The 21,548-nt window shown below is 46.8% G+C and carries 21 protein-coding genes; 7 read left to right on the forward strand and 14 right to left on the reverse strand.

Annotation, left to right across the window (positions count from 1 at the left end):
• Positions 1-32: 32 nt before the first annotated feature.
• Complete coding sequence (locus QUB26_RS14845) at positions 33-263, reverse strand: hypothetical protein (RefSeq protein ID WP_333244573.1); 231 nt, start codon at positions 261-263, stop codon at positions 33-35.
• A gap of 195 nt (positions 264-458) precedes the next feature.
• Here QUB26_RS14845 and hisF point away from each other — a divergent pair, with 195 nt between their 5' ends.
• Both hisF and QUB26_RS14855 read left to right on the forward strand, forming a co-directional pair.
• A complete protein-coding gene (gene hisF / locus QUB26_RS14850) occupies positions 459-1,250 on the forward strand; it encodes an imidazole glycerol phosphate synthase subunit HisF (RefSeq protein WP_333244576.1) in 792 nt (263 codons plus the stop codon).
• Between the two features lie 434 nt (positions 1,251-1,684).
• The gene (locus QUB26_RS14855; protein WP_333079325.1) at positions 1,685-2,026 is read left to right on the forward strand and encodes a low temperature-induced protein; all 342 of its coding nucleotides are present in this window, start codon (positions 1,685-1,687) and stop codon (positions 2,024-2,026) included.
• A 281-nt stretch (positions 2,027-2,307) separates the two neighbouring features.
• Here the strand turns inward: QUB26_RS14855 and QUB26_RS14860 are convergent, their stop codons facing one another.
• Positions 2,308-3,324 (reverse strand): sulfate/molybdate ABC transporter ATP-binding protein, encoded by a 1,017-nt coding sequence (locus tag QUB26_RS14860; protein ID WP_333292822.1) that lies wholly within the window; start codon positions 3,322-3,324, stop codon positions 2,308-2,310.
• Positions 3,325-3,928: 604 nt separating this feature from the next.
• Between QUB26_RS14860 and argC the strand changes: the two genes are divergently transcribed.
• Positions 3,929-4,987, forward strand: a complete 1,059-nt coding sequence (gene argC, locus QUB26_RS14865) for an N-acetyl-gamma-glutamyl-phosphate reductase (RefSeq protein WP_333057475.1) — start codon at positions 3,929-3,931, stop codon at positions 4,985-4,987.
• 243 nt (positions 4,988-5,230) lie between these two features.
• On the opposite strand, the gene eno is transcribed toward argC, so the two are convergent.
• Positions 5,231-6,511, reverse strand: a complete 1,281-nt coding sequence (eno, locus tag QUB26_RS14870) for a phosphopyruvate hydratase (protein WP_445299410.1) — start codon at positions 6,509-6,511, stop codon at positions 5,231-5,233.
• Between the two features lie 302 nt (positions 6,512-6,813).
• On the opposite strand from eno, the gene QUB26_RS14875 reads away from it, so the two are divergent.
• Entirely contained in the window at positions 6,814-7,728 is a 915-nt protein-coding gene (locus QUB26_RS14875) for a calcium-binding protein (protein ID WP_333318598.1), read from the forward strand.
• 152 nt (positions 7,729-7,880) lie between these two features.
• Here the strand turns inward: QUB26_RS14875 and QUB26_RS14880 are convergent, their stop codons facing one another.
• The 3 genes from QUB26_RS14880 to QUB26_RS14890 all read right to left on the reverse strand — a co-directional run bounded on the left by QUB26_RS14880 (position 7,881) and on the right by QUB26_RS14890 (position 9,565).
• Positions 7,881-8,531, reverse strand: a complete 651-nt coding sequence (locus QUB26_RS14880; protein WP_333318600.1) for a nucleoside triphosphate pyrophosphatase — start codon at positions 8,529-8,531, stop codon at positions 7,881-7,883.
• Positions 8,532-8,669: 138 nt separating this feature from the next.
• Positions 8,670-9,209 carry a photosystem II reaction center PsbP gene (gene psbP, locus QUB26_RS14885; RefSeq protein ID WP_333057481.1) on the reverse strand — a complete coding sequence of 180 codons (540 nt, stop codon included), beginning with the start codon at positions 9,207-9,209 and terminating at the stop codon, positions 8,670-8,672.
• 143 nt (positions 9,210-9,352) lie between these two features.
• On the reverse strand, positions 9,353-9,565 hold the full coding sequence (locus QUB26_RS14890) for a high light inducible protein (RefSeq protein ID WP_190659021.1): 213 nt from the start codon (positions 9,563-9,565) through the stop codon (positions 9,353-9,355).
• A gap of 327 nt (positions 9,566-9,892) precedes the next feature.
• On the opposite strand from QUB26_RS14890, the gene QUB26_RS14895 reads away from it, so the two are divergent.
• Positions 9,893-10,504: a hypothetical protein gene (locus tag QUB26_RS14895; protein WP_333057483.1), complete on the forward strand. Its 612-nt coding sequence runs from the start codon at positions 9,893-9,895 to the stop codon at positions 10,502-10,504.
• Between the two features lie 263 nt (positions 10,505-10,767).
• Here QUB26_RS14895 and larB read toward each other — a convergent pair whose 3' ends face one another.
• The 6 genes from larB to trmD all read right to left on the reverse strand — a co-directional run bounded on the left by larB (position 10,768) and on the right by trmD (position 16,541).
• A complete protein-coding gene (larB, locus tag QUB26_RS14900; protein ID WP_333243796.1) occupies positions 10,768-11,571 on the reverse strand; it encodes a nickel pincer cofactor biosynthesis protein LarB in 804 nt (267 codons plus the stop codon).
• 172 nt (positions 11,572-11,743) lie between these two features.
• The gene (locus tag QUB26_RS14905; protein ID WP_333318615.1) at positions 11,744-13,504 is read right to left on the reverse strand and encodes an ABC transporter substrate-binding protein; all 1,761 of its coding nucleotides are present in this window, start codon (positions 13,502-13,504) and stop codon (positions 11,744-11,746) included.
• A 193-nt stretch (positions 13,505-13,697) separates the two neighbouring features.
• Positions 13,698-14,288, reverse strand: a complete 591-nt coding sequence (locus QUB26_RS14910) for a PIN domain-containing protein (RefSeq protein ID WP_333292816.1) — start codon at positions 14,286-14,288, stop codon at positions 13,698-13,700.
• Positions 14,266-14,811: a hypothetical protein gene (locus QUB26_RS14915; protein WP_333292814.1), complete on the reverse strand. Its 546-nt coding sequence runs from the start codon at positions 14,809-14,811 to the stop codon at positions 14,266-14,268. The genes QUB26_RS14910 and QUB26_RS14915 overlap by 23 nt, the downstream gene beginning before the upstream one ends.
• A gap of 33 nt (positions 14,812-14,844) precedes the next feature.
• On the reverse strand, positions 14,845-15,324 hold the full coding sequence (ispF, locus tag QUB26_RS14920; RefSeq protein WP_333318617.1) for a 2-C-methyl-D-erythritol 2,4-cyclodiphosphate synthase: 480 nt from the start codon (positions 15,322-15,324) through the stop codon (positions 14,845-14,847).
• Between the two features lie 521 nt (positions 15,325-15,845).
• Positions 15,846-16,541, reverse strand: coding sequence for a tRNA (guanosine(37)-N1)-methyltransferase TrmD (trmD, locus tag QUB26_RS14925; RefSeq protein WP_333318602.1), 696 nt, complete (start codon positions 16,539-16,541; stop codon positions 15,846-15,848).
• A 332-nt stretch (positions 16,542-16,873) separates the two neighbouring features.
• Between trmD and QUB26_RS14930 the strand changes: the two genes are divergently transcribed.
• Entirely contained in the window at positions 16,874-17,767 is an 894-nt protein-coding gene (locus tag QUB26_RS14930) for a cyanophycinase (protein WP_333057489.1), read from the forward strand.
• Positions 17,768-18,102: 335 nt separating this feature from the next.
• Positions 18,103-20,823, forward strand: coding sequence for a cyanophycin synthetase (gene cphA / locus QUB26_RS14935; protein ID WP_333318605.1), 2,721 nt, complete (start codon positions 18,103-18,105; stop codon positions 20,821-20,823).
• 104 nt (positions 20,824-20,927) lie between these two features.
• On the opposite strand, the gene QUB26_RS14940 is transcribed toward cphA, so the two are convergent.
• Positions 20,928-21,146 (reverse strand): type II toxin-antitoxin system HicA family toxin, encoded by a 219-nt coding sequence (locus tag QUB26_RS14940; RefSeq protein ID WP_333243816.1) that lies wholly within the window; start codon positions 21,144-21,146, stop codon positions 20,928-20,930.
• Entirely contained in the window at positions 21,143-21,346 is a 204-nt protein-coding gene (locus QUB26_RS14945) for a type II toxin-antitoxin system HicB family antitoxin (RefSeq protein WP_333234063.1), read from the reverse strand. The genes QUB26_RS14940 and QUB26_RS14945 overlap by 4 nt, the downstream gene beginning before the upstream one ends.
• Between the last annotated feature and the right edge of the window lie 202 nt (positions 21,347-21,548).

Here is a 21,548-nt window from a genome sequence, read left to right on the forward strand (position 1 = left end):
CTTTACCGCGCGGCTTATGACTGAGATTGCTGCTAAAAAACCTCAAATCGGCCGATCTCAAATCTAAAATTGTTTAGTCGATCGTCGATGCACCAAACCATACAGGATTGCCGAACCACAATTCGATCGCCAGCAAAGGTAGTTATGGTTCGATCATAAGCGAAATTGTCATATTTTTCACCCCACAGTTCTATCTGGGGAGTTAAATTTGGTGCTTTTTTGCTGAAAATATAACTATCTACCAATATTCTACCTAATGTCACGGCTCCCACTGCCCGCCAAATTTTATTTAGACTAACGGGGCATAAAAAAATTGAAAAATGGCTCTCCGGCTCCGATCGAGAATTGTTAAACACAAGGTATCTTTAAGATTTGTTGCTTAACTTCTGGTTTTTGAAGATATCAACAAAGCCTTTTCCTCGCTGCGGCGGTCAATAAGTTGGAAATACGAGAATTTTATGTTGTCGAAAAGAATTTTGCCTTGTTTGGATGTGAAAGCCGGTCGCGTGGTCAAAGGTGTCAATTTTGTCAACCTTAAGGATGCTGGCGATCCGGTAGAAATGGCTCAGGTTTACAACGATGCCGGTGCTGACGAGTTGGTGTTTCTGGACATTACGGCGACTCACGAAGACCGGAATATTATGATCGATGTGGTGTACCGCACGGCCGATCGAGTATTTATCCCTTTGACGGTGGGCGGCGGCATCCAATCCTTAGACACCATTAAAAGTTTGTTGAGGGCGGGCGCTGATAAGGTGAGTATTAATTCGGCGGCGGTGCGCGATCCGAGTTTAATTGACAAAGCCAGCGATCGATTTGGTAATCAGTGCATTGTAGTGGCGATCGACGCTCGCAAACGGCAAGACGCAGATCATCCTGGTTGGGACGTGTACGTGCGCGGAGGGCGAGAAAATACTGGCAAAGATGCGATCGCCTGGGCCAAAGAAGCCGAACAGCGCGGCGCGGGGGAAATTCTGGTGACAAGCATGGACTCGGACGGCACTCAAGCCGGTTACGATTTGGAATTAACTCGCAGCATTGCCGAAATGGTCGAAATTCCCGTCATTGCTTCCGGCGGCGCCGGCAACTGCCACCACATCTACGAAGCGGTGACTGAAGGCAAAGCAGAAGCTGCACTGCTGGCTTCCCTGCTGCATTACGGGCAACTCAGTGTAGGAGAAATTAAAACTTATCTAGCAAAATTTCAAGTTCCCGTGCGACAGCAGCAGCCATTAGTTATTAGTCATTAGTCAGTGGATAGTCGAGCGCATCTCAATATCTTGCAACATTTTCAACAAACCGCTCTCCGGGTTCACTCCAGCGCCATCTCACATTGCAAACAGGCTAAATACACCCGCCTCCACCCCACGATAAAACCAGTTACTGAGATTGATACTGCTATGTGACGCGCATCCGAAGGCACTTATAGAGAATTTTTTTGATTCTACACAAGTGCCTTCTACATAAATGTCTTGGGGCGATCGACTCCTGTCAACTAGAAATATTCCCTGAGAAGGATTTCAATTACCAGCTTTTTCAGCTAAATATTATATATTAGCTCAATTTGAAAGAAAGCAACGGTTGCTTTGATCAAAATTGAGTTAAAGATTGTGCAGAATATGAGTGAGCTTCAGCCTGTTAACAATCTTAGCGATCAAAACTTCTAAAAACGGAGAAATTTTGTATGTCTTTTATCAGCTTTAACTTCCCTGCCAAGCGTTTAGTCCGCACTTTAATAGCTGTTTGTTTTTGTGCCTTGATGTTTGTTTCTAATGCTTTTCCCGCTTTTGCCGTTACTAGCAGCCCCACCAAAGGTGAAGACCAACTTTTAGGGATTGAAAAAGAATCTCAAGAAGCTGTACTGAAAAAACCAATGTCCTTGGAAGAAACTCAAGAAAAAGCCAGCAAAGGACCCAACGAAGTTCAGGGAGACGCTGACATTGAAAAAATGAAAAATCCTTCCAATACAGAAGCTACATCCTTTGAGCAACAAGTCAAAAAAGCTGTCAGCAAAATTAAAGACTAACTCAGCACGCAGTAGTCAGCGGACAGTTGTCAGTATAAAAGATTAGGGACACGGCGCGATGCCGTGTCCCTAGATTTTTTTTGTAGAGACACCGCGCCACATCCTTGGAAAGGCAGTATCCAATCTAAATTTAGCTTGAGTTTTCATAATTGCTCTTAGGAATGAGAATTAAATAACTTCCACAAGTTTGTGGGATGGGCGTCCCGCCCGTCCTTTTTGGATGGGCCCGACGCCCATCCCACAATAACAATTAAAATTGTAAGTTATTTAATTCGCGCTCCTTAGATGGAATAAAAAAGTGGAAAGGACTTGGCATCTTTCGGCTTTACGAACACTCTTTGCTGGGGCTGCAAGTTCAAGCTATCGAATCTTTCTCTAGTCAAATTAGCGTTTACTACTTGACCGTCATCTAAGGTTAATTCTACCTGAATTTCCCATCCCAAATGAATCAAGCGACTGATTCTTGCAGGCACGGTTGCACTATTTTCTGTAGTTTCAATTACTACGTCGTGAGGGCGCAAGAAAATCTCTGGGTTGGCTGAGTCAAAGCCGTTGTCTTGAAACATTCTGGAACTACTGGGCAATACATTGACTGGCCCGATAAAACTCATTACGAAGGCACTAGCGGGATGGTCGTAAATTTCTGCGGGTGTGCCGACTTGTTCGATTTTACCTTTATTCATGACTGTAATTCGATCGGCAACTTCCATCGCTTCTTCTTGATCGTGCGTCACAAAGACTGTGGTAACGTGAACTTCGTCGTGCAGTCGCCGCAACCAAGCACGCAAGTCTTTGCGAACTTTGGCATCGAGAGCTCCAAAAGGTTCGTCTAGCAGTAACACTTTCGGTTCCACAGCCAATGCTCTGGCGAGGGCCACCCGCTGCCGTTGGCCCCCTGAAAGTTGCGACGGGTATCTATCGCCCAATCCTGCCAATTGCACTAAATTCAACAATTCTTCTACCCGCGATTTGACTTTCGCGGGCGGTGTTTTCTGAATTTGCAGCCCGAAAGCGATGTTTTTTCGCACTGTCATGTGCTTGAATAGCGCGTAGTGCTGAAACACGAACCCAATTTTGCGGTCTTGGACGCTAGTATTGGTGGCATCTTGGCCTGTCAGCCAGATTTTGCCGGAGTCGGGCATTTCTAAACCCGCAATCAGTCGCAGCAGTGTAGACTTGCCGGAACCAGACGGGCCCAGCAATGCGACTAGGGAACCCGATTCAATTTCTAAGCTGACTCGATCGAGTGCTTGGAAACTGCCAAACTGTTTTGATACGTTTTCTACAAGGATGCCCATGGTAGGAAGAAAGAAGAGGGAAGAGGCAGGATACAGGAAGCAAGAGGCAAGAGGCAAGAGGGAAAAATGTTAATCTCCGGTTTGTGGATAGGTTAATGTAAGTTTTTTTATAGCACGATCGCACATCAGTTTGTTAATTTTAGGGTTTTGGCGATCGGTCAGTCGATTTTAGATTTTAGATTTTAGATTTTAGATTTTAGATTTTAGATTTACTTGCAGCGCAGTGAATCTGGAAGATGGAACTTTGGTCTAAAATTTTGAGTTCTCCAGGGCTGTGTATGGGTTTTGGGCGTTGTCAATCGATTGCGCGATTTGAGATTTTAGATTTTAGATTAAAGGATTGAAGCATTGACTTGCGCGAGATAAATCCGGGGGCTTGTGTATTGGATACAGGTTTTTGTATTTCTGGGTCCTGAGTCTGCGCGTTGGAATGAATCACGTGGCGGGTATCCTGGATGCTTTCGGTCAAACAGCCGAAAATTAACAAAAATGCACCTCCACAACAAAACAACACAATTCTTTGCCACCAAAGTTGGCGTTTGGTACTACAATGCAGCAAAAGTTCAAGCGTTTTTGACTTCAACGGCTGAGGGGATAAAGGAAAATGGGAGATGTTGGACGTGTGCCTGTAGGAATTATCGGCGCTTCAGGGTACGGCGGCGTGCAACTTGTGCGACTGCTGGCGGATCACCCGGCGGCTGAAGTAGTTTATTTGGGCGGGGATAGCAGTGCAGGAAAACCTTATTCCAGCCTTTACCCGCATCTGACTAACTGCATTGATTTGACAGTAGAGGCGATCGACCTAGACCAAATAGCGGCAAAATGCGAAGTTGTGTTTCTGTCGCTGCCGAACGGTTTAGCTTGCAAAATGGCACCGACGCTGATAGAAAAAGGCTGCAAAGTCTTGGATTTGTCGGCTGACTACAGATTTGAAAATCTGGAAACTTACAAAGCTTGGTACGGGGGCGAGCGATCGGACTCTGCTTTAGCTGCAACGGCTGTTTACGGTTTGCCAGAATTGTATCGCGATCGAATTAAAGACGCTCAGTTAGTAGGCTGTGCCGGCTGCTACGTCACTGCTAGTTTATTAGCCCTGGCACCTTTGCTCAAACAAGGTCTCATCGTGCCAGAAACAGCAATTATCGACGCCAAATCCGGTGCTTCGGGAGGGGGCCGCAAAGCCGAAGTTAATCTGTTGTTGGCTGAAGCAGAGGGTTCTCTGGGCGCTTACGGCGTTGGGCGCCACCGCCACACGCCAGAAATCGAGCAAATTTGCAGCGATTTAGCGGGACACGATATTAAAGTTCAGTTTACTCCCCACCTAATTCCGATGGTGCGGGGAATTCTGGCGACTGTGTACGCAACTTTGCGCGATCCGGGTTTGGTGCGGGAAGATTTAATCACGATTTTCAGCGCTTTTTACCGCAATTCTCCTTGGGTAAAAGTGTTACCGGCTGGAGTTTATCCGCAAACAAAATGGGCTTGTGGCACAAATCTCTGTTACATCGGTGTGGAAGTAGATCCGCGTACTGACAGGGTGATTGTGCTATCGGCGATCGACAATTTAATTAAGGGCCAAGCCGGTCAAGGCATCCAGTGCATGAACTTGATGATGGGCTGGGAAGAAACTTTGGGTTTGCCACAGTTGGCTTTCTATCCTTAATTGAGGATCGGTAATATCCAGATTTAACTGGAATAAATGTCGCTTTTAGTCGAGTCTAGATCCCCCTAAATCCCCCTTAATAAGGGGAGTAGGGGTTGACTCTGAGAAGATTTCTTGTCCCCCCCTTATTAAGGGGGGTTAGGGGGGATCTAGACTTCGATACCAACAAGAGAGACGATCGGTTTGAGTTAAGTTCTCACCAAGGGGTAAAGCCCGGTAACGAAAATTTTCGATTACCAAGTGTTATTTGGGCCCGTAACCGATCGACCCAGCATAAATTGCCCGATCGCCCAATTGGTCTTCAATCCGCAATAAACGGTTATATTTAGCCACCCGTTCGCTGCGACACAAAGAACCAGTCTTGATTTGGCCAGCGCGAGTCGCTACCGCTAAATCGGCAATGGTGGTATCTTCAGTTTCACCGGAACGGTGGCTGATGACGGCTCGATAGCTGTTCCGTTTGCCGAGGTCGATCGTATCCAAAGTCTCCGTCAAAGAACCAATTTGATTCAGCTTAATCAAAATCGAATTGCTAGCTTTCAAATCAATTCCTTTTTGCAGCCGCGTGCGATTAGTAACAAACAAATCGTCACCCACCAATTGAACTTTGCTGCCCATTTTCTCAGTCAGCGCTACCCAACTGTCCCAATCGTCTTCATGCAAACCATCTTCAATGGAAACAATGGGATATTGACTCACCAAACCATCCAAATAATCGATTAATTCTGCCGGCGAATGAGCCACACCATCGTAAGTGTACTGCCCATCTTTGTAAAATTCGCTAGCAGCAACATCCAAAGCCAAAGCAACTTGTTCACCCGGTTTGTAGCCAGCTTTTTCAATAGCTGCAATCAACAAATCCAAAGCTGCTTGATTGGATTTAAGATTAGGCGCAAAACCACCTTCATCACCCACACCAGTCAGCAAACCTTCAGCTTTTAAGACTTTACTCAAGGATTCAAATACCTCTGCACCCCAGCGTAAAGCTTCTTTAAAAGAAGGCGCACCCACAGGGACAATCATAAATTCTTGAATGTCCACATTATTGTTAGCGTGAGAGCCCCCGTTGATCACGTTCATCAAAGGCACGGGTAAAACGTTCGCCAAGGGCCCGCCCAAGTAGCGGTAAAGGGGGAGTCCTAAAGTCTCGGCGGCCGCCTTTGCTGTGGCTAAGGAGACTCCGAGAATGGCATTTGCGCCGAGGTTGGATTTGTTCGGGGAACCGTCCAAGTCAATCATGGTTTGATCTACCAGCGCTTGGTCGATCGCATCCAGATTAGCCAAAGCGGGGGCAATTTTGTGTTCGACGTTAGCGACGGCTTTTAGGACTCCTTTGCCACCATAACGGCTTTTGTCGTCGTCGCGGAGTTCGTGGGCTTCAAAAGAGCCTGTAGACGCGCCGCTGGGGACTTGGGCGAGCCCCACAACACCGTTGGCTAGGTAAACTTCCGCTTCGATGGTGGGGCGCCCACGGGAGTCGAGGATTTCTCTGGCTTGAATAGATTCGATCGCAGTGTCTAGCATATTAATTATTCCTGACTTAACTCAAGGTTTCATGACAATTAGCAGTCTCTGGGTTTTCCCACGCTGACTGCTGACGGGTAATAGATTACGCGATCCCCAGAATTATTGGTACACAGTTCAAAATATTTGCGGATTTGGACGAGCAACCTGGTGTCAATAAACTACGCTTATTGAATAAGGATCTACGGCAATTTTGACAATAATTTGATTGTTTTAACCCCAGATTCCCGAATATTTGTTAATTGAAACCTTTGTTAAAATCAGAATGTCAACAAAGTCAATCAAAAAAGGAGAAACTTAGGATGTTAGAAACAAATCTCGGAGAAATTAGAGCATTAGCTGAAAATTTAGACCCAATTATTGCTGCTCCCCCAAACATCAAATTACTCACAGGGCCATTGCCAAATCCAGCCAGCGACCCCAACTTTTTTGACTTAACTCCCAATGACGACGTAGTTCAATTAGCAAATGGAATTCTGCAGAATACTCCCGGAGGTTTGCGGGCCTTAGCTGGTAACGATTTTGTCAGAGGTTCCGGTGGTGCGGAACTGATGAACGGTAACAGCGGCACAGATACTTTAATCGGAGGTTGCGGCAGCGATACTATTCGCGGCGGCCAAGATTTTGACATTCTTTATGGAGAATGTGGCAGCGATTTTGTCAGCGGAGATCAAGATAATGACCACGTTTATGGAGGCACGGCAAATGACTTTATTCGCGGCGGTAAAGGGAATGATGCTTTAGTAGGAGATAGTGGAAATGATACTATAATCGGTGATGCTGGAGTTGATAGACTTTGGGGAAGTGAAGGCGCAGATTTGTTTGTTCTCCGCACAGAAATGGGAGCAACTTCGGGGGAAATTGGTTCGCTGCAACCGCCTCCTAGTGGCAATTTTGATGTAGATGAAGTGACGGCAGATTTTATTCTCGATTACAATCCGGCTGAAGGTGATGTAATTGGATTGGCGTCTGGATTGATGCGAGATGATATTGTTTTGAGCGAAAGGTTTTTAACAATTGGTGATGCCAGAGATTATGACAGCAGTGGCCCTTTTCCTCCGGGAATTCCTCGCACTGCTGATTTTAGAATTTTAAATACTAAGGCGACGGTGATTCGGGAAGCTAGCAGTGGCAATATCTTGGCTTTGGTGAAGGATGTTTCGCCGAGTCAACTTCAGTTTACCTCTGTGTCTGACGGGACGATCGGCCTTGGATAATCCGCACCCTACAATAGACATCTCCAAAATATAAACTCAAGGGCGGGCGAGACGCCCACCCCACAAAACAAACTTTCTTGTGGGGTGGGCGTCTCGCCCGCCAACCCGATGTGCATAAGCCGGGTAATTTGTTTGTTGGAGGTGTCTAATCTTTAAGATTGCCAGAAATCGGCCACATCATATCCCATTTCGGTGAGCATTTGCCGCAGCAGAGGTAAGCTCAAACCGATCACATTCGTGTGGCATCCTTCGATTTGTTCCACAAAAAAGCCACCTTTACCTTCCAGTGCAAAACAGCCTGCACATTGCAAGGGCTCTCCGGTAGCGACGTAAGCCGCAATTTGGCGCGAGGTAACTTCCGCAAAATGAACTTTTGTAACTTGACAGCGAATGCTCGATCGAGACATTGCCTCATCCAAGTCATCGAATCTAGTATCAATCAAAGCATGACCCGTATACAGTTCGCCCACCTTACCGCGCATTTTCTGCCAGCGCGAGATTGCTTCTTCCGCATCCTTGGGTTTGCCGTGAATTTCGCCATCTATGAGCAAAATTGAATCACATCCCAACACCAAACACGCTTTGGGATTGGAGATTTGGGGGTGAGAATTAGCCAGTAAAAACTTAGCTACAGCCTCAGCTTTTCCCTCTGCTAAAACCTGCACTAAATTAGTGGCATCTTTCATTTGTATTTGCCCTTCATCAAAGTCGCTGGGGCAAATCACAGCTTGAATGCCAGCATTTTCTAGCAGGCGGCGGCGGGCAGGAGAAGCTGAAGCTAATACAAAAGTTGGAATTTTCATAAGTTAAGAAGGAAGAAGGAAGAGATGAGAAGGAAGAAGGAAGAAGGAAGAAGGAAGAAGAAAGAAAAATCAACTAAAATATTCCTCATCTCCAATGACCTGCGCCCTATTCCCCATTCCCAACTACTTTTTAACCTACTAATAAACAGAGAAAGATTTAACAACTTTCTCAAAAGCTTCTTTTACCTTTGGCCAGCGTTCTTCGGTAGTGGAAACGTTAAGGGTAAAAAGTTTGCCGCGGCTGACTGCTACACTCGCTAAGTTGTGGCGTTCTTGGTTTGGCAACTTAACGGCGTATTCTAAAATGTAATAGTTTTTCGATCGCGATTCACGAGCTTCTGCATTGACTAATTCAGCTTCGCGGCCCGAATCAGCCGGGGCGATCGCACTTTTGCTGAGCTTGTATCCCACATCCGTCGGCGATCCCAAATCCGCCAGAGTTTTGTCCTTCGCAACTGGACTGATTACAACGCTGACGTTCTCGGTTTGCTGAATCAAATCGCGGAACACCACATCGGGCCCGTTAGAAACCGCGATCGGCAGCCAGCCGTTAGGATAGAGAAATTGATAGCCATCGCCAGTATCAACGTAGCTTTTGAGTCCGGTGACTTTAGACACACAACCAGTCAAAGTGAGGCTGAGAACCACCAGAAGTATTGCCGCAATTCGTTTGAGCATTCTTTTTACGGATAGGGTAAAACAAAAATATTTAATTTTAATTGTCTCACCAAACCTTGCCCCTAAAAATAGTTAAGCTATGGATCGCTGTTTGTGTAACGCCAGCGATCCATAGCCAGATAGTTTAATTGTTAACAAAATCATTACAGGTGAGTCAGCCAGCTAATCAGCCCGTGCTTGGTCGAAACTTCTAAAGCCAAGAGAGAAACAAAGCCAATCATGGCAAGGCGGCCGTTTAAGCGTTCTGCGTAGGGGGTAAAGCCGGTGCGGGGTTCGTCATCGACGTATACTTGCGGCTCGATCGCAAAATTGTTCATTTTGCCTTGGTCGTCCAGCATTAAGCCTCTGTTACTCATGTTTTTTTTCCTAAATGGTTTTTAGTGTACTGTAACTAAATGTAACAGACTTGTGAAGATATGTAAAGGATTGTGAGAATTTTTTTTTAAATACCCCGATCTGACACCAGTTTATAAAAAAAATGCAACTGTAGGCAAGCTCTAAACCCTTATCTAGTCAGTCTTTCCCAAATCTAAAATCTAAAATCTAAAATCTAACAATGGTATGACTGTGGGTAGACTCTGGGCCCCAGAGGGGGGAGGATAGAGTGGAGAGGCACAAAAGTCGATGGTGTATGGCAAATCCAGTCTGGGTTTGACGAAAATTGTGGAACGGAGGAAAAATTTATGCGGGCCAGTCTGGAAATGCGGTGGTTTTATAGCGGTGCACTGCCAAAATCAATCAATCAATGGTTTGGAAGCGAGAGTCTCGGCACGTATCTTTCGCCTCCCGAAGAGCGGGAAGACATATATTTGCTAGTACCAAGCTGCGACTACTTAGGAGTGAAGCTACGTGGGAAAACCTTGGAGGTAAAGTGGCGTCAGGGAGAGTTGGGGACAATGCCCTTCGGCAACCGCTGGGAAGGCAAAGCCGAAAAGTGGCTGAAGTGGGTTTGTGCGGACACGATGGCGCCGATACCGGCGGATATTTTGGCGACAGGAAAGTGGGTGGGAGTCAAGAAAAAGCGAGCGCAGCGTCTTTACCACGTTTCGGAGTCGGGTGCGGTAATGTCAGTGCCAGTAGAAGCCCCCATTCCTCAAGGTTGCACCGTGGAACTTACTCAGTTGAACATTAACGGCAGCGCGTGGTGGACTTTGGGATTTGAAGCATTTGGCAGCGAAAGTTCTTTGACAGAAAACCTGCAAACAGTAGCTAGTTGGACTAGCAAGAGTTATCAGGCGCAAAAGTTAAAAGCTGAGGATTCATCTGCTTATCCGGTTTGGCTGGCTAGCAAGTAATATTAAACCCGGCTTTAATAATACCTCCTGTATTTTTTAGTCGCCCTCTGCTGGGACGAGAGTTTGTGTAGATGCGGTTTCAAGAGTCTGATGGAAGGGGTTTCTAACTATAGCGCGAGCGGTCTTCGCGAGGGGGGCGCTCGCACTGCACTCGAAAAATTACAGCAGATTTCAGGTAAATGAAGAACAAAGAAACCGGTTTGGAGTAGGGGCAATGCCAAGAGAACCCTCCCTGATTCAGGATTTCAGTTCAAAACTCAAAACTATTCCCCCTCTCTCCGATTCTCCTCCTCTTTCATTTTCCCCACTCGGCCAGCACTTCTGAGAATTTGACAAGCTAAAATTGCCGCCCCAAACCCGTTATCAATATTCACCACACCCACACCAGCCGCACAAGAATTGAGCATAGTTAAAAGAGGAGCAATCCCGCCAAAACTCGCGCCGTAACCCACACTCGTCGGCACAGCAATCACTGGACAATCTGCCAAACCCGCAACCACACTCGCCAAAGCACCTTCCATACCCGCAACAGCAATCAACACATCAGCATCAGTAATCACGTGCCGATTGCTCAGCAAGCGGTGAATGCCGGCAACTCCGACATCCCACAAACGTCGCACCTGAAAACCGCAAAGTTCCGCAGTAATTGCCGCCTCTTCCGCTACAGGCAAATCCGCCGTTCCCGCACTGATAATAGTCACAGTACCCGGATGCTGCGGAGTTGGGGAATTAGGAGAAATTGCACAAATTCGAGCCTTTTGGTAGTAGCACAAATCGGGTATTTTTTGTTGCAATTGCTCGAAAACTTCCGGTTCGATTCGTGTCGCCATCACCGCAGAATTTCGCCCGCGCATCGCCTCGATAATTTCAATAATTTGGTCGGGCGTTTTCCCTGGGCCCCAAATTACTTCAGGAAAACCGGTTCTTAAAGTGCGGTGGTGGTCAATTTTGGCAAAATCGCCGACTTGTTCAAAGTCAAAATGCTTTAATTTATCTAAAGCTGCGATCGGACTAATATCGCCAGTGGCAACTGATTCGAGTAACTGCTGTAAAATTTTAGGTTCCATAAACTAATAACAAATGACTGCTAACTAATGACCTGCCCAAAAACGGATACAAGCCCCCAACTTAAATCGCGATGGCACAATTTTAGACTCTTGTTCAAGTTCCCAGATTCATCTTTAGACTAAATGAAATCTAAAATCTAAAATCTAAAATCTAAAATCTAAAATCGACTGACTATTCTGTTATTTTCAACTCGTACAAATTCCAGAAAGCACCGCCGAGGGCACTGTAGCGAATTCCCGAAACGCGATCGCGCACCGCCTCAAAAGTCAGCGGATTTACCATATAAACAAAAGGCACTTGTTCCGCTATAATCCGCTGCGCCTCCCCATAAATTTCCTTGCGCTTCGCCTCATCAAGCTCCTGAGAAGCTTTCACGTAAAGGTCATCGATTTTCTGCTCCCAGTCGTAAACTTGCCAACCCTGAATCGGCGGTTCTCCGGCTTGCGGGCCTTGGTTGAAACTGTGCAGTGTGCCGTTAACAGACCAAATATTGTAGCCGCTGTGCGGTTCAGTACCTCCCGTAAAACCGCCCAAGTAAGTATCCCAATTCCGCGTCAATCGCAGCTTTTCCACATAAGTGTTAAAACTCAGGAACTGCGTATCAATTTGCATCCCCAGTTTGCCCAAGTCTTGCTTAATTTGCGTTGCCATTTGTTCCCGAACTTTTTTACCTGCCGCCATCAACAAAGTAAATCGCACCTTGTTGCCTTCAGCATCCAACAATTCTTCGTTACTATTATACTTGAATCCAGCACTTAACAGTAACTCTTTCGATTTTTGCCGATCGTAACTGTAAGTTTTCAATCCCTGTTCTGGGGACAGGTAGAACGGGCTTTGCGCCGGAATTGGGGAATGTAGGGGCGCGCCCAGTCCGCGATAGATATTGTTAGTCATGGCGGATCGGTTGATGCCGTAGGCGATCGCCTGCCTAAATTCTTTACTCGCAAACCAGCGAGATTTAACTGGGTCTACAAACGGCTGATTTTGAGCATTGCGCCCCTTATTCAGATTGAAACACATAAACACGCTGCCAGTATCTGGGCCGCCGTTAAAGACCGTATATTGGCCGCGTTTTTCCTCCCGTTTCAGCAGCGGAAACACTTCCGGCTCCACGTTCAGAGTATCCAAATCGCCCGATCGAAAATTCAGCAGTTGATTATCTGTATTTTCGATAATTTGCCAAACAATTTGCTGGATGTAAGGTTGAGAATTTCCCTCAGCATCTTGGCGCCAAAAATTGGGATTTCGTTCCAAAACCACGCGCTGATTGGGAGTGTAGCTCAGCATTCGATATTGACCATTTCCGACAATTTTTTTAGGATCAGTATCCGTGCCCCAAGTAGTCAGGAATTTAGGATTACCATCTGCATCTGTATTTTCGACAGCTTCCTGTAAAATATGAGCTGGTAAAATTGGGATTCCCCCAGCATATCTAATAAATGGAGCAAAGGGTTCTGCAACGGAAAATTCAACGCGGCGGCTGTCAAGTTTTTTAACTTTTGGGAATTCGCGACTCATCCCAACTCTCAGAGTATCTTTCAAACCGCTAGGAATTTTGTCATTGAAATAAATCTTTTCATAGCTAAAGATAATGTCATCAGTAGTCATCGGTTGGCCGTCCGACCATTTCAAACCCTCTCGCAGGGTAAAGACAATCTTTTTGCCATCTTTAGACACTTCCCAGGACTCGGCTAAACCGGGTTCTAGCTGCGATGTCAAGCCATTTTCGTTGATTAATCCCTCGTACATATAGCCAAAAACGCTGTATGCAGATTGATTTAGCGGGTAGTTAAAGGTGGCCGGGCCGCTGGGGGTGGGAACGATGAGTCTGTTTACTAAGTTCGATCGGGCTGGAGTGCACGCAGACAGAGTTATAGTGGCAATTGCCGCCAGTAAAATCGCCAGCCAGCGCAGTCTTGAATGTAGCATCATAGAAATTTTCATAATTTTTTAGTTTACCACCTGCGTGCAACTATGAGGAACCAATCACCAATAACAAATAACCAATGACCGAAAGTAATATGCTCATAAGCCCCTGGATTCATCCGTAGAGACTTTAAAAAGCTCCGCATCATTCCTAACAAGCCCCCGGATTCATCCGTGGGATGAATCTAAAATCTAAAATCTAAAATCTAAAATTGGTTGACTGAGATTGTAGCCAACCGAGAAAGTCTTCTGTGCGCGAAAAATACTTTTCCACTCCAGCCTGTTGCAAAGCATCTTGAACTTCGGGAAGTTGGCGAAATTCTTTGATGTTGCCACTTAGAAATACTTTGGTTTCTGTGGGGTGCAAGCGGGCATGACTCAGAATACAGTGTAGAATTAAATTATCTGTTGGGTCTTTAGCGATGAGAGTTGCATTCAAGCTTTCTTGAATAATATTAGCTGTTAAATCAATCATCTCAGCATTTTGAGACAACTGCTCAATAGATTGGCGCAGACGCAAATCTATATCGTCTAGTCGTCTTTCATGGTCGATTTTAGACTGACCTAAGTTAAAAAATAGAGACTGAGCGTGCTGCGAAGTCAAATCTCGATTAGCTTCGCTGATTTGATTGTCAAGTTGCTGCTTGAAATAGTTGTGTCGCTTCACTTCGTCCTCTAAAGCAGAGAAAGATTCCATGTAGCAAATACTGGGTATTGTCAACTGTAAAGATGCTGGCATTTGCCTCAGCAACGTACTTGCTTGAGGGTCACGCCCTGTGGCAATACTCATCAAGAAGTTTGTCTCTATATACAAAATTACCAAGTTGTACTCCTGATTTTGTTGTTCCACCAGCCAGCCTTTCTAACAAGCCAATTATTGCTAGTTTTTCTGATGCTGGCGGCATCTCAGATTTCCAGTTATATCCTAAGTCTCGCAGCCAAGATTCGATTAGACTCTCTAAGTAACGCTCAGATATCCATTTTTTACCAAATTCAGGCTCATAATAACGAAGTATTTCACCAGTGTTTAGAGAACAAACAGGTTCAGATAAGTTTACTCCGTCCCATTTGAAAATCAGAATTTGTTCGGTGTCAACAAACATCGCATAGGGAATGAGTGTGCGCTGCTCGGACATCTTCGCTAACGCAGCTTTCATCCAAGATATCATGTAGTCAGCAATCCTTTGCTTTGCTGCTGGTTCTTGAGCTTCAATAATTTTAACTTCGATTAGCACGACTACCCGATCGTCCTTATCCAATGCGATAATATCCGCGTCAATGGGTAACTCTAAATCCAAGGTTTCAGTTTGCATGGTTTTGGTCTTCCTAAAACGTAGATTAAAGTTCTATTTTAGCACTAACAAAACTACAGCGTAAGCTGCGATTCCTTCTTCTCTCCCAACGGGGCCTAGCTTTTCGTTGGTGGTGGCTTTGATGCCGATTTGGTCTGGGTTGAGTTTGAGGATGGAAGAAAGCCGATCGCGCATTTGCTGAATATGCGGTTTCAGCTTGGGACGTTCTGCCACTACCACCGAATCAATATTGCCGATTTCCCAGCCTTTATCTAATATTAACTGATTGACTTGTGCCAGCAATACGAGACTATCCGCACCCTTCCATTTCGGGTCAGTTGGCGGGAAATACAGCCCGATATCTCCTAAGCTGAGAGCTCCGAGCATGGCATCCATGATAGCGTGAGTAAGTACGTCGGCGTCGCTGTGGCCGAGTAATCCTAATTCGTGAGGAATATTGACACCGCCTAGGATGAGAGGACGATCGGGAACTAAGCAGTGAATGTCGTAGCCATTGCCGATGCGGATGTTCATGTAAAAGGAAGGTTGGGTAAGTATAGTAGAAGACAATTATTTCATATTTTCAGGGAGATAAGTGAATTTATTTTTTAAGGCCGAGCCGAGTGTTAAATATTTTTTTTTGCTGCTTTCCTTAGCAGCTATGGCAATCCTAAAGCGGCTGGAGGGGGGAGAGAAGGGTTAATGCTGGAAACGCTAGAAAATTATGGGGACTTCTCGATGAGTGATCTCCTGAACTCAAAGACTTACAAACGCGAATCCAAAATTTATTAGGCTCTTAAATATACGAGATTTACGCATCAAGACCAAAGAAACCGGGTTTTTTACCGAATCTGTGGACTACCACGAAGTATTACCGCAAAAAACCCGGTTTCTGACCATGAATTTCAAAGGTGGTATCCGCCACGTGATTTATCCGTGGAATCAATCCCAAATCGAAAATCAAAAATCCTCAAGCCCCCGCATTTATCTCGCGCAAGTCAATCGAAAATCGAAAATCTAAAATCGATTGACCACTCGTGCGATCGCCCTTTCTCCTATTCTTCCCTCTCCTGCAACCAAACCTCATACAAATCCGATCGGCGGGATCGAGTTCTTTCAATTTGCTGTTGCTTGCGCCAGCGAGCAATTTCTGCGTGATTACCAGACAGCAACACGTCGGGCACCTTCAATCCCCGAAAATCCGCCGGTCGAGTGTACTGCGGATAATCCAAAAGTCCGTCTTCAAAACTCTCAAACTTTAGCGAATCTTCCTTCGCCACAGTTCCCCGCAGCAGTCGCAAAACCCCATTAATCAAAGCCAAAGCCGGAATTTCGCCCCCCGTGAGCACAAAATCCCCCAAAGACACCTCGCGAGTGACCAAATGCAGGACTCGATCGTCCACACCTTCATAATGACCGCAAATCAATACCAACTGATCGCGATCGGCCGCCAACTCCCGAAACATCGCCTGCTGCATCGGTTCCCCCTGGGGAGTCAGCAAAATCACATCTCGCCTCGGCAAAACCGGCAGCGACTCCACCGCAGCAAAAATCGGTTCCGGTTTCATCAGCATCCCCACTCCGCCCCCGTAAGGCTCATCATCGACTCGCTGGTGCTTGTCTGTGGTAAAATCGCGGGGATTGACAAAATTCACCTCAGCAATCTTTTTAGCTAAGGCTTTGCCCATCAGTCCCGACTCTAGGGGAGCCCGGAAAAATTCTGGAAATAGGGTAACAACGTCAAATCGCACAATTATTGGAATTTCATTGATACATCACCTCTAGTTTGACCTTTAGAGGGAGTTCAGTTTTCAGTAATTGCTTTATTCTTTATAATTTCTTATAATTTCTGAAAATTTTGGCAAGTTAAATTCTCTTCCTTTGTCGGCGGGCCGGTTTTGTACAAAAATAATCTGTTTTTCATGACAGCGACTGCAAGTAAACTCGCCCCCAAACAACTGCGGGATCGCGCGATCGCCGATCGCACCTCGCTGGCACCAAAAAATATTTATTCTTAAAAAGCCCCATTCTACCCACAGCCACGGCAAAATTGAATTTCACATCCAACAGAGGAAGACACACCATGCAGCAGTTGACATCTCAAGCCCTTGAACACAATATTCCCCCGCGCACAAAAACCTCGATTATGGTCATCGGGGGAGCCGAAGACAAAGTTCACGGGCGAGAGATTCTGAACACCTTTTTTTGCCGTGCTGGGGGTGCAAACGCTCGGCTGGCGATCGTTCCGTGCGCTTCGCGAGATCCCGAAGGAATTAGCAACCGCTACCGCACAATATTTGACGAAATGGGCGTTAGCGCAGTCAAAGTAGTAGACATCCGCGAACGCGAACAAGGCGAAAACCCCGTCTGGAAAGATTACTTAGAAGACTGTACGGGCGTATTCATCACAGGGGGCGACCAACTGCGGCTTTGTGGGCTGCTGGCGGACACCCCGCTGATGGAGAAAATTCGCAAAGAAACTCTCGAAGGCAAGATTACCCTCGCTGGCACCAGCGCGGGTGCTGCGGTGATGGGATATCACATGATTGCAGGCGGTGGGAGTGGCGCCCCGCCGAACCGCTCTTTAGTAGACATGGCAAACGGACTTAACATTATTCCTGAGATCATCGTAGACCAGCATTTTCACAACCGCAATCGCATGGCTCGCTTGCTGTCGGCTGTGGCTTGTCATCCCGATCGCATCGCTATTGGTATTGACGAAGACACCTGCGCCTTGTTTGAGGGAGACGATACTATGAAAATTCTCGGTAAAGGCACTGTGACTATTGTTGATTCTAGGGAAAATTTTTATACCAATGAATCTATGGTAGGAGCGACAGAACCCTTAAGTCTGTTCAATATGCGCTTGCACGTTCTGTGTCACGGAGATTGCTACAATATGCCCCAAGGCAAACCCATGCCATCGGGAGCGTGTTCCGAGTCTGGCTGGCCCCCCGAATGCCGCACAGCCAACTAAGGTAGAACATCTCTTGTCATTGATTCGGCAGAAATTAGGCGGCATTCCGGCCGAATCATCGATACAACAATAGAATAGATGCCGAAGCAGCCACGGTCTGACCCCAGGAGACCGAACCACAGAAAATTCTAGCTTCAGGCTTTGAGTTTTTGCTAGCCATGTACCTGTAGTTTTTAGCCGATCGCAGGGGCATGAATTTTAAATTGGGTAGCCCATAACTGGAAATTCACTCCCAAACTGTTCGCAGCGAACAGTCGATCGAGCAATCTAGATCGAAATTGAATAAATGCTCCAATTATCTATAAGATTTCGCGCCCCATACCCCTCTAACTGCCATGAAAATACTTAAAATCCAGACATTACGCGGCCCCAACTACTGGAGCATCCGACGCCAGAAACTCGTCCTGATGCGTCTGGATTTAGAGGAGTGGGCAGATAAAACCACAGCGGAAATTCCTGGCTTCTACGAAGGGTTGATCGCTGCACTTCCGAGTTTGAACGACCATCACTGTTCTCCAGGCCATCAGGGAGGATTCCTGCAACGGGTCAGAGAAGGCACAATGATGGGACACGTAATCGAACACGTCGCCCTCGAACTTCAGGAAATGGCAGGAATGCCGGTCGGGTTCGGTCGCACCCGCGAGACTGCGACCCCAGGTATTTACCAAGTAGTAATCGAGTATCAAAACGAACAAGCAGGTCGCTATGCAGCCCGCGCGGGCGTGCGGATGTGCCAAAGCATTGCCGATACAGGCACTTATCCAGCAGCCGAATTAGTCCAAGATTTGAGAGACCTCAAAGAGTTTGCTGCGTCGGCGGCCCTGGGGCCGAGCACGGAAACACTGATTAAGGAAGCAGAAGCGCGCGGCATTCCTTGGATACCTTTGAGCGCCCGGTTTATGATTCAACTCGGCTACGGGGTTCACCAAAAGCGGATTCAGGCAACTCTGAGCAACCGGACGGGAGTTTTGGGGGTAGAACTTGCCTGTGACAAGGAAGGTACCAAAAATATCCTCGCCAGCGCCGGCGTGCCGGTTCCCAGAGGGACGGTGATTCATTATTTGGACGAATTGCGCGGGGCGATCGAAGATGTCGGCGGTTATCCGATCGTCCTCAAACCCCTAGACGGCAACCACGGCCGCGGCATTACGATCGACATCAATTCCTGGGAAGCAGCAGAAGAAGCCTACGACTTAGCCAGCGGGGCATCAAAAACAAAAAGCGTGATAGTCGAGCGCTATTACGTCGGCCGCGACCACAGAGTATTGGTAGTCAACGGGCAAGTCATAGCAGTCGCAGAACGAGTCCCCGCTAACGTTGTGGGCAACGGCAAGTCTACAGTAGAACAGCTTATTGAAGAAGTCAACCGCGACCCGCAGCGAGGAGACGGACACGACAACGTGCTCACCCGGATCACGATCGACAAATTGTCCCTGGATTTGCTGCAAAAACAAGGATACGCGATGGACTCCGTAGTGCCCGCCGGCGAAAGAGTATTTTTGCGCGCGACAGCAAACTTGAGTACCGGTGGAATTGCAGTCGATCGCACCGACGAAATCCACCCAGAAAACGTCTGGCTGTTTTCCAGAGTCGCCAAAATTATCGGTTTGGACATCGCCGGCATTGACGTAGTAACTCCCGACATTTCCCAACCCCTGCGCGATGTCAACGGCGTCATCGTCGAAGTCAACGCAGCACCGGGTTTCAGAATGCACGTCGCCCCAAGTCAAGGTTTACCCCGCAACGTCGCCGGCGCCGTCTTCGATATGCTATTCCCCTCGCCTCAACCCAGCCGGGTGCCAATTTTAGCGGTAACGGGAACCAACGGCAAAACGACAACCACTCGCCTGCTAGCCCACATTGTCAAGCAGACAGGTCAGATTACCGGATACACGACTACCGACGGCACTTATATCGGCGATTATTTGGTCGAAACCGGAGACAATACCGGGCCCCAGAGTGCTCAATTGATTTTGTCCGATCCGACTGTAGAAGTGGCCGTGTTGGAAACGGCTAGAGGCGGAATTTTGCGATCGGGCCTCGGCTTCGATCAGTGCGATGTCGGCGTCGTCTTGAACGTCGCAGCCGATCACTTGGGCATTGGCGACATCGACACCGTGGAACAACTTGCCAAACTCAAGAGCGTCCTCGTCGAGTCGGTAATGCCCAAAGGCTATGCAGTTTTGAATGCAGACGATCCGCTAGTATCACAAATGGCGCAGCGTGTCAAGGCTCAAATTGCATATTTTTCCATGAACCCGGACAACGAACTGGTTGCCAAACATACCGCGGCGGGCGGGCTGGCAGCGATTTACGAAAACGGGTACTTGTCGATCTTAAAAGGCGATTGGACGCTGAGAATTGAGCAGGCTGTGAACGTGCCGCTGACGATGGGCGGGCGGGCGCCGTTTATGATTGCTAATGCTTTAGCAGCTTGTTTGGCGGCTTTTGCCCAAGGATTGAAAATAGAAGATATTCGCGCTGCTTTGTCAAGCTTCCAAGCATCCGTCGGTCAAACTCCCGGAAGGATGAATTTGTTTAATTTGGGCAGCTATCACGCTTTACTCGACTACGCCCACAACCCCCACAGCTACAAAGCTTTGGGCAGTTTCGTGTTGAATTGGCCGGGACGGCGGATCGGGGTAGTAGGTGCCCCCGGAGACCGGCGAGATGAAGATTTTGTCACGCTGGGCAAACTTTCGGCCGAGATGTTCGATCGTATCATTGTCAAAGAAGATATTGACAGGCGCGGCCGAGAACCCGGTGTTGTGGCAAAGTTAATTTGCCAGGGAATTGCCGAGGCGATTTCTGCCGGAACCGCAAACAAATCTCAAGTTGAATACGAGTTGATTCTCGACGAAACAACGGCCGTTAACAAGGCTTTAGACGAGGCGCCGGCCGGCAGTTTGGTAGTAATTTTACCTGAAGGTGTCAACAAAGCTTTGAGTTTAATTGAAGCCCGGAAACCGATTAAGGAATCTGTGGAAGTGCAAAATGGTTTAGATCGATCGAAGTCACAGGAAAGTTTAAAACCGACTGTTGTGAATCAAGGCTAAACTCTTAAGTCTCATTTAATTAATAGGTTGGGTTACTTGTGTTAAACCCAACCTATTTGTTTGAGAAATTACGTAATTCCTGATTTTTATGAAACCTGCTATACTTAAGAAAAACTTTGTAAATCTTCCTCAGATAGCTGAGCTATTTTCATTAAGGCTCTCAAGGTTCCAACTTTCAAATCTTGATTTCGGTGAACAGGAATTGACAAAATTTGTTCTAGTTCCGGGTTTTCATAGATATGATGACTGCCGGTAACTCTTTTCAAAACCCAACCTTTATGCTCTACTATTTTGCAAAGTCGCTTGCCAGAAATAGATTTCATACAGCAATTTCCACAACTCTATCTGTGGAGGCAATTGCTTCACGACTATTAGCAACTTCGAGCCAACCTTCAATAGCATCTTTTAAATTAATTATTACTTCTTCTATCGTTTCTCCTTCGGTAATGCAGCCGGGAAGCGCTGGAACTTCTGCCCAATAGCCACCTTCTTCTGCAGGATGTACGATCGCTCTAATTTTCATAGATTTATTGAGGTATTTTTGAAGCACTAAAGCCATAAAAACCGGGTTGCCAAGCAAAATCTTCGTTGTGAACGATCGACTTTAAGGCAGAAACCGGGTTTTTGACTCCGCCTGTATCTAGGAATATCGTCAAGTATATTATAGCAAATATCAATAGTAAAGCGTCCTAACCGCCGGGTTGCTATAAAGCAAAATCGCAAGA

The sequence above is a fragment of the Microcoleus sp. B4-C1 genome (assembly GCF_036705285.1).
Classification (GTDB): Bacteria; Cyanobacteriota; Cyanobacteriia; order Cyanobacteriales; family Microcoleaceae; genus Microcoleus.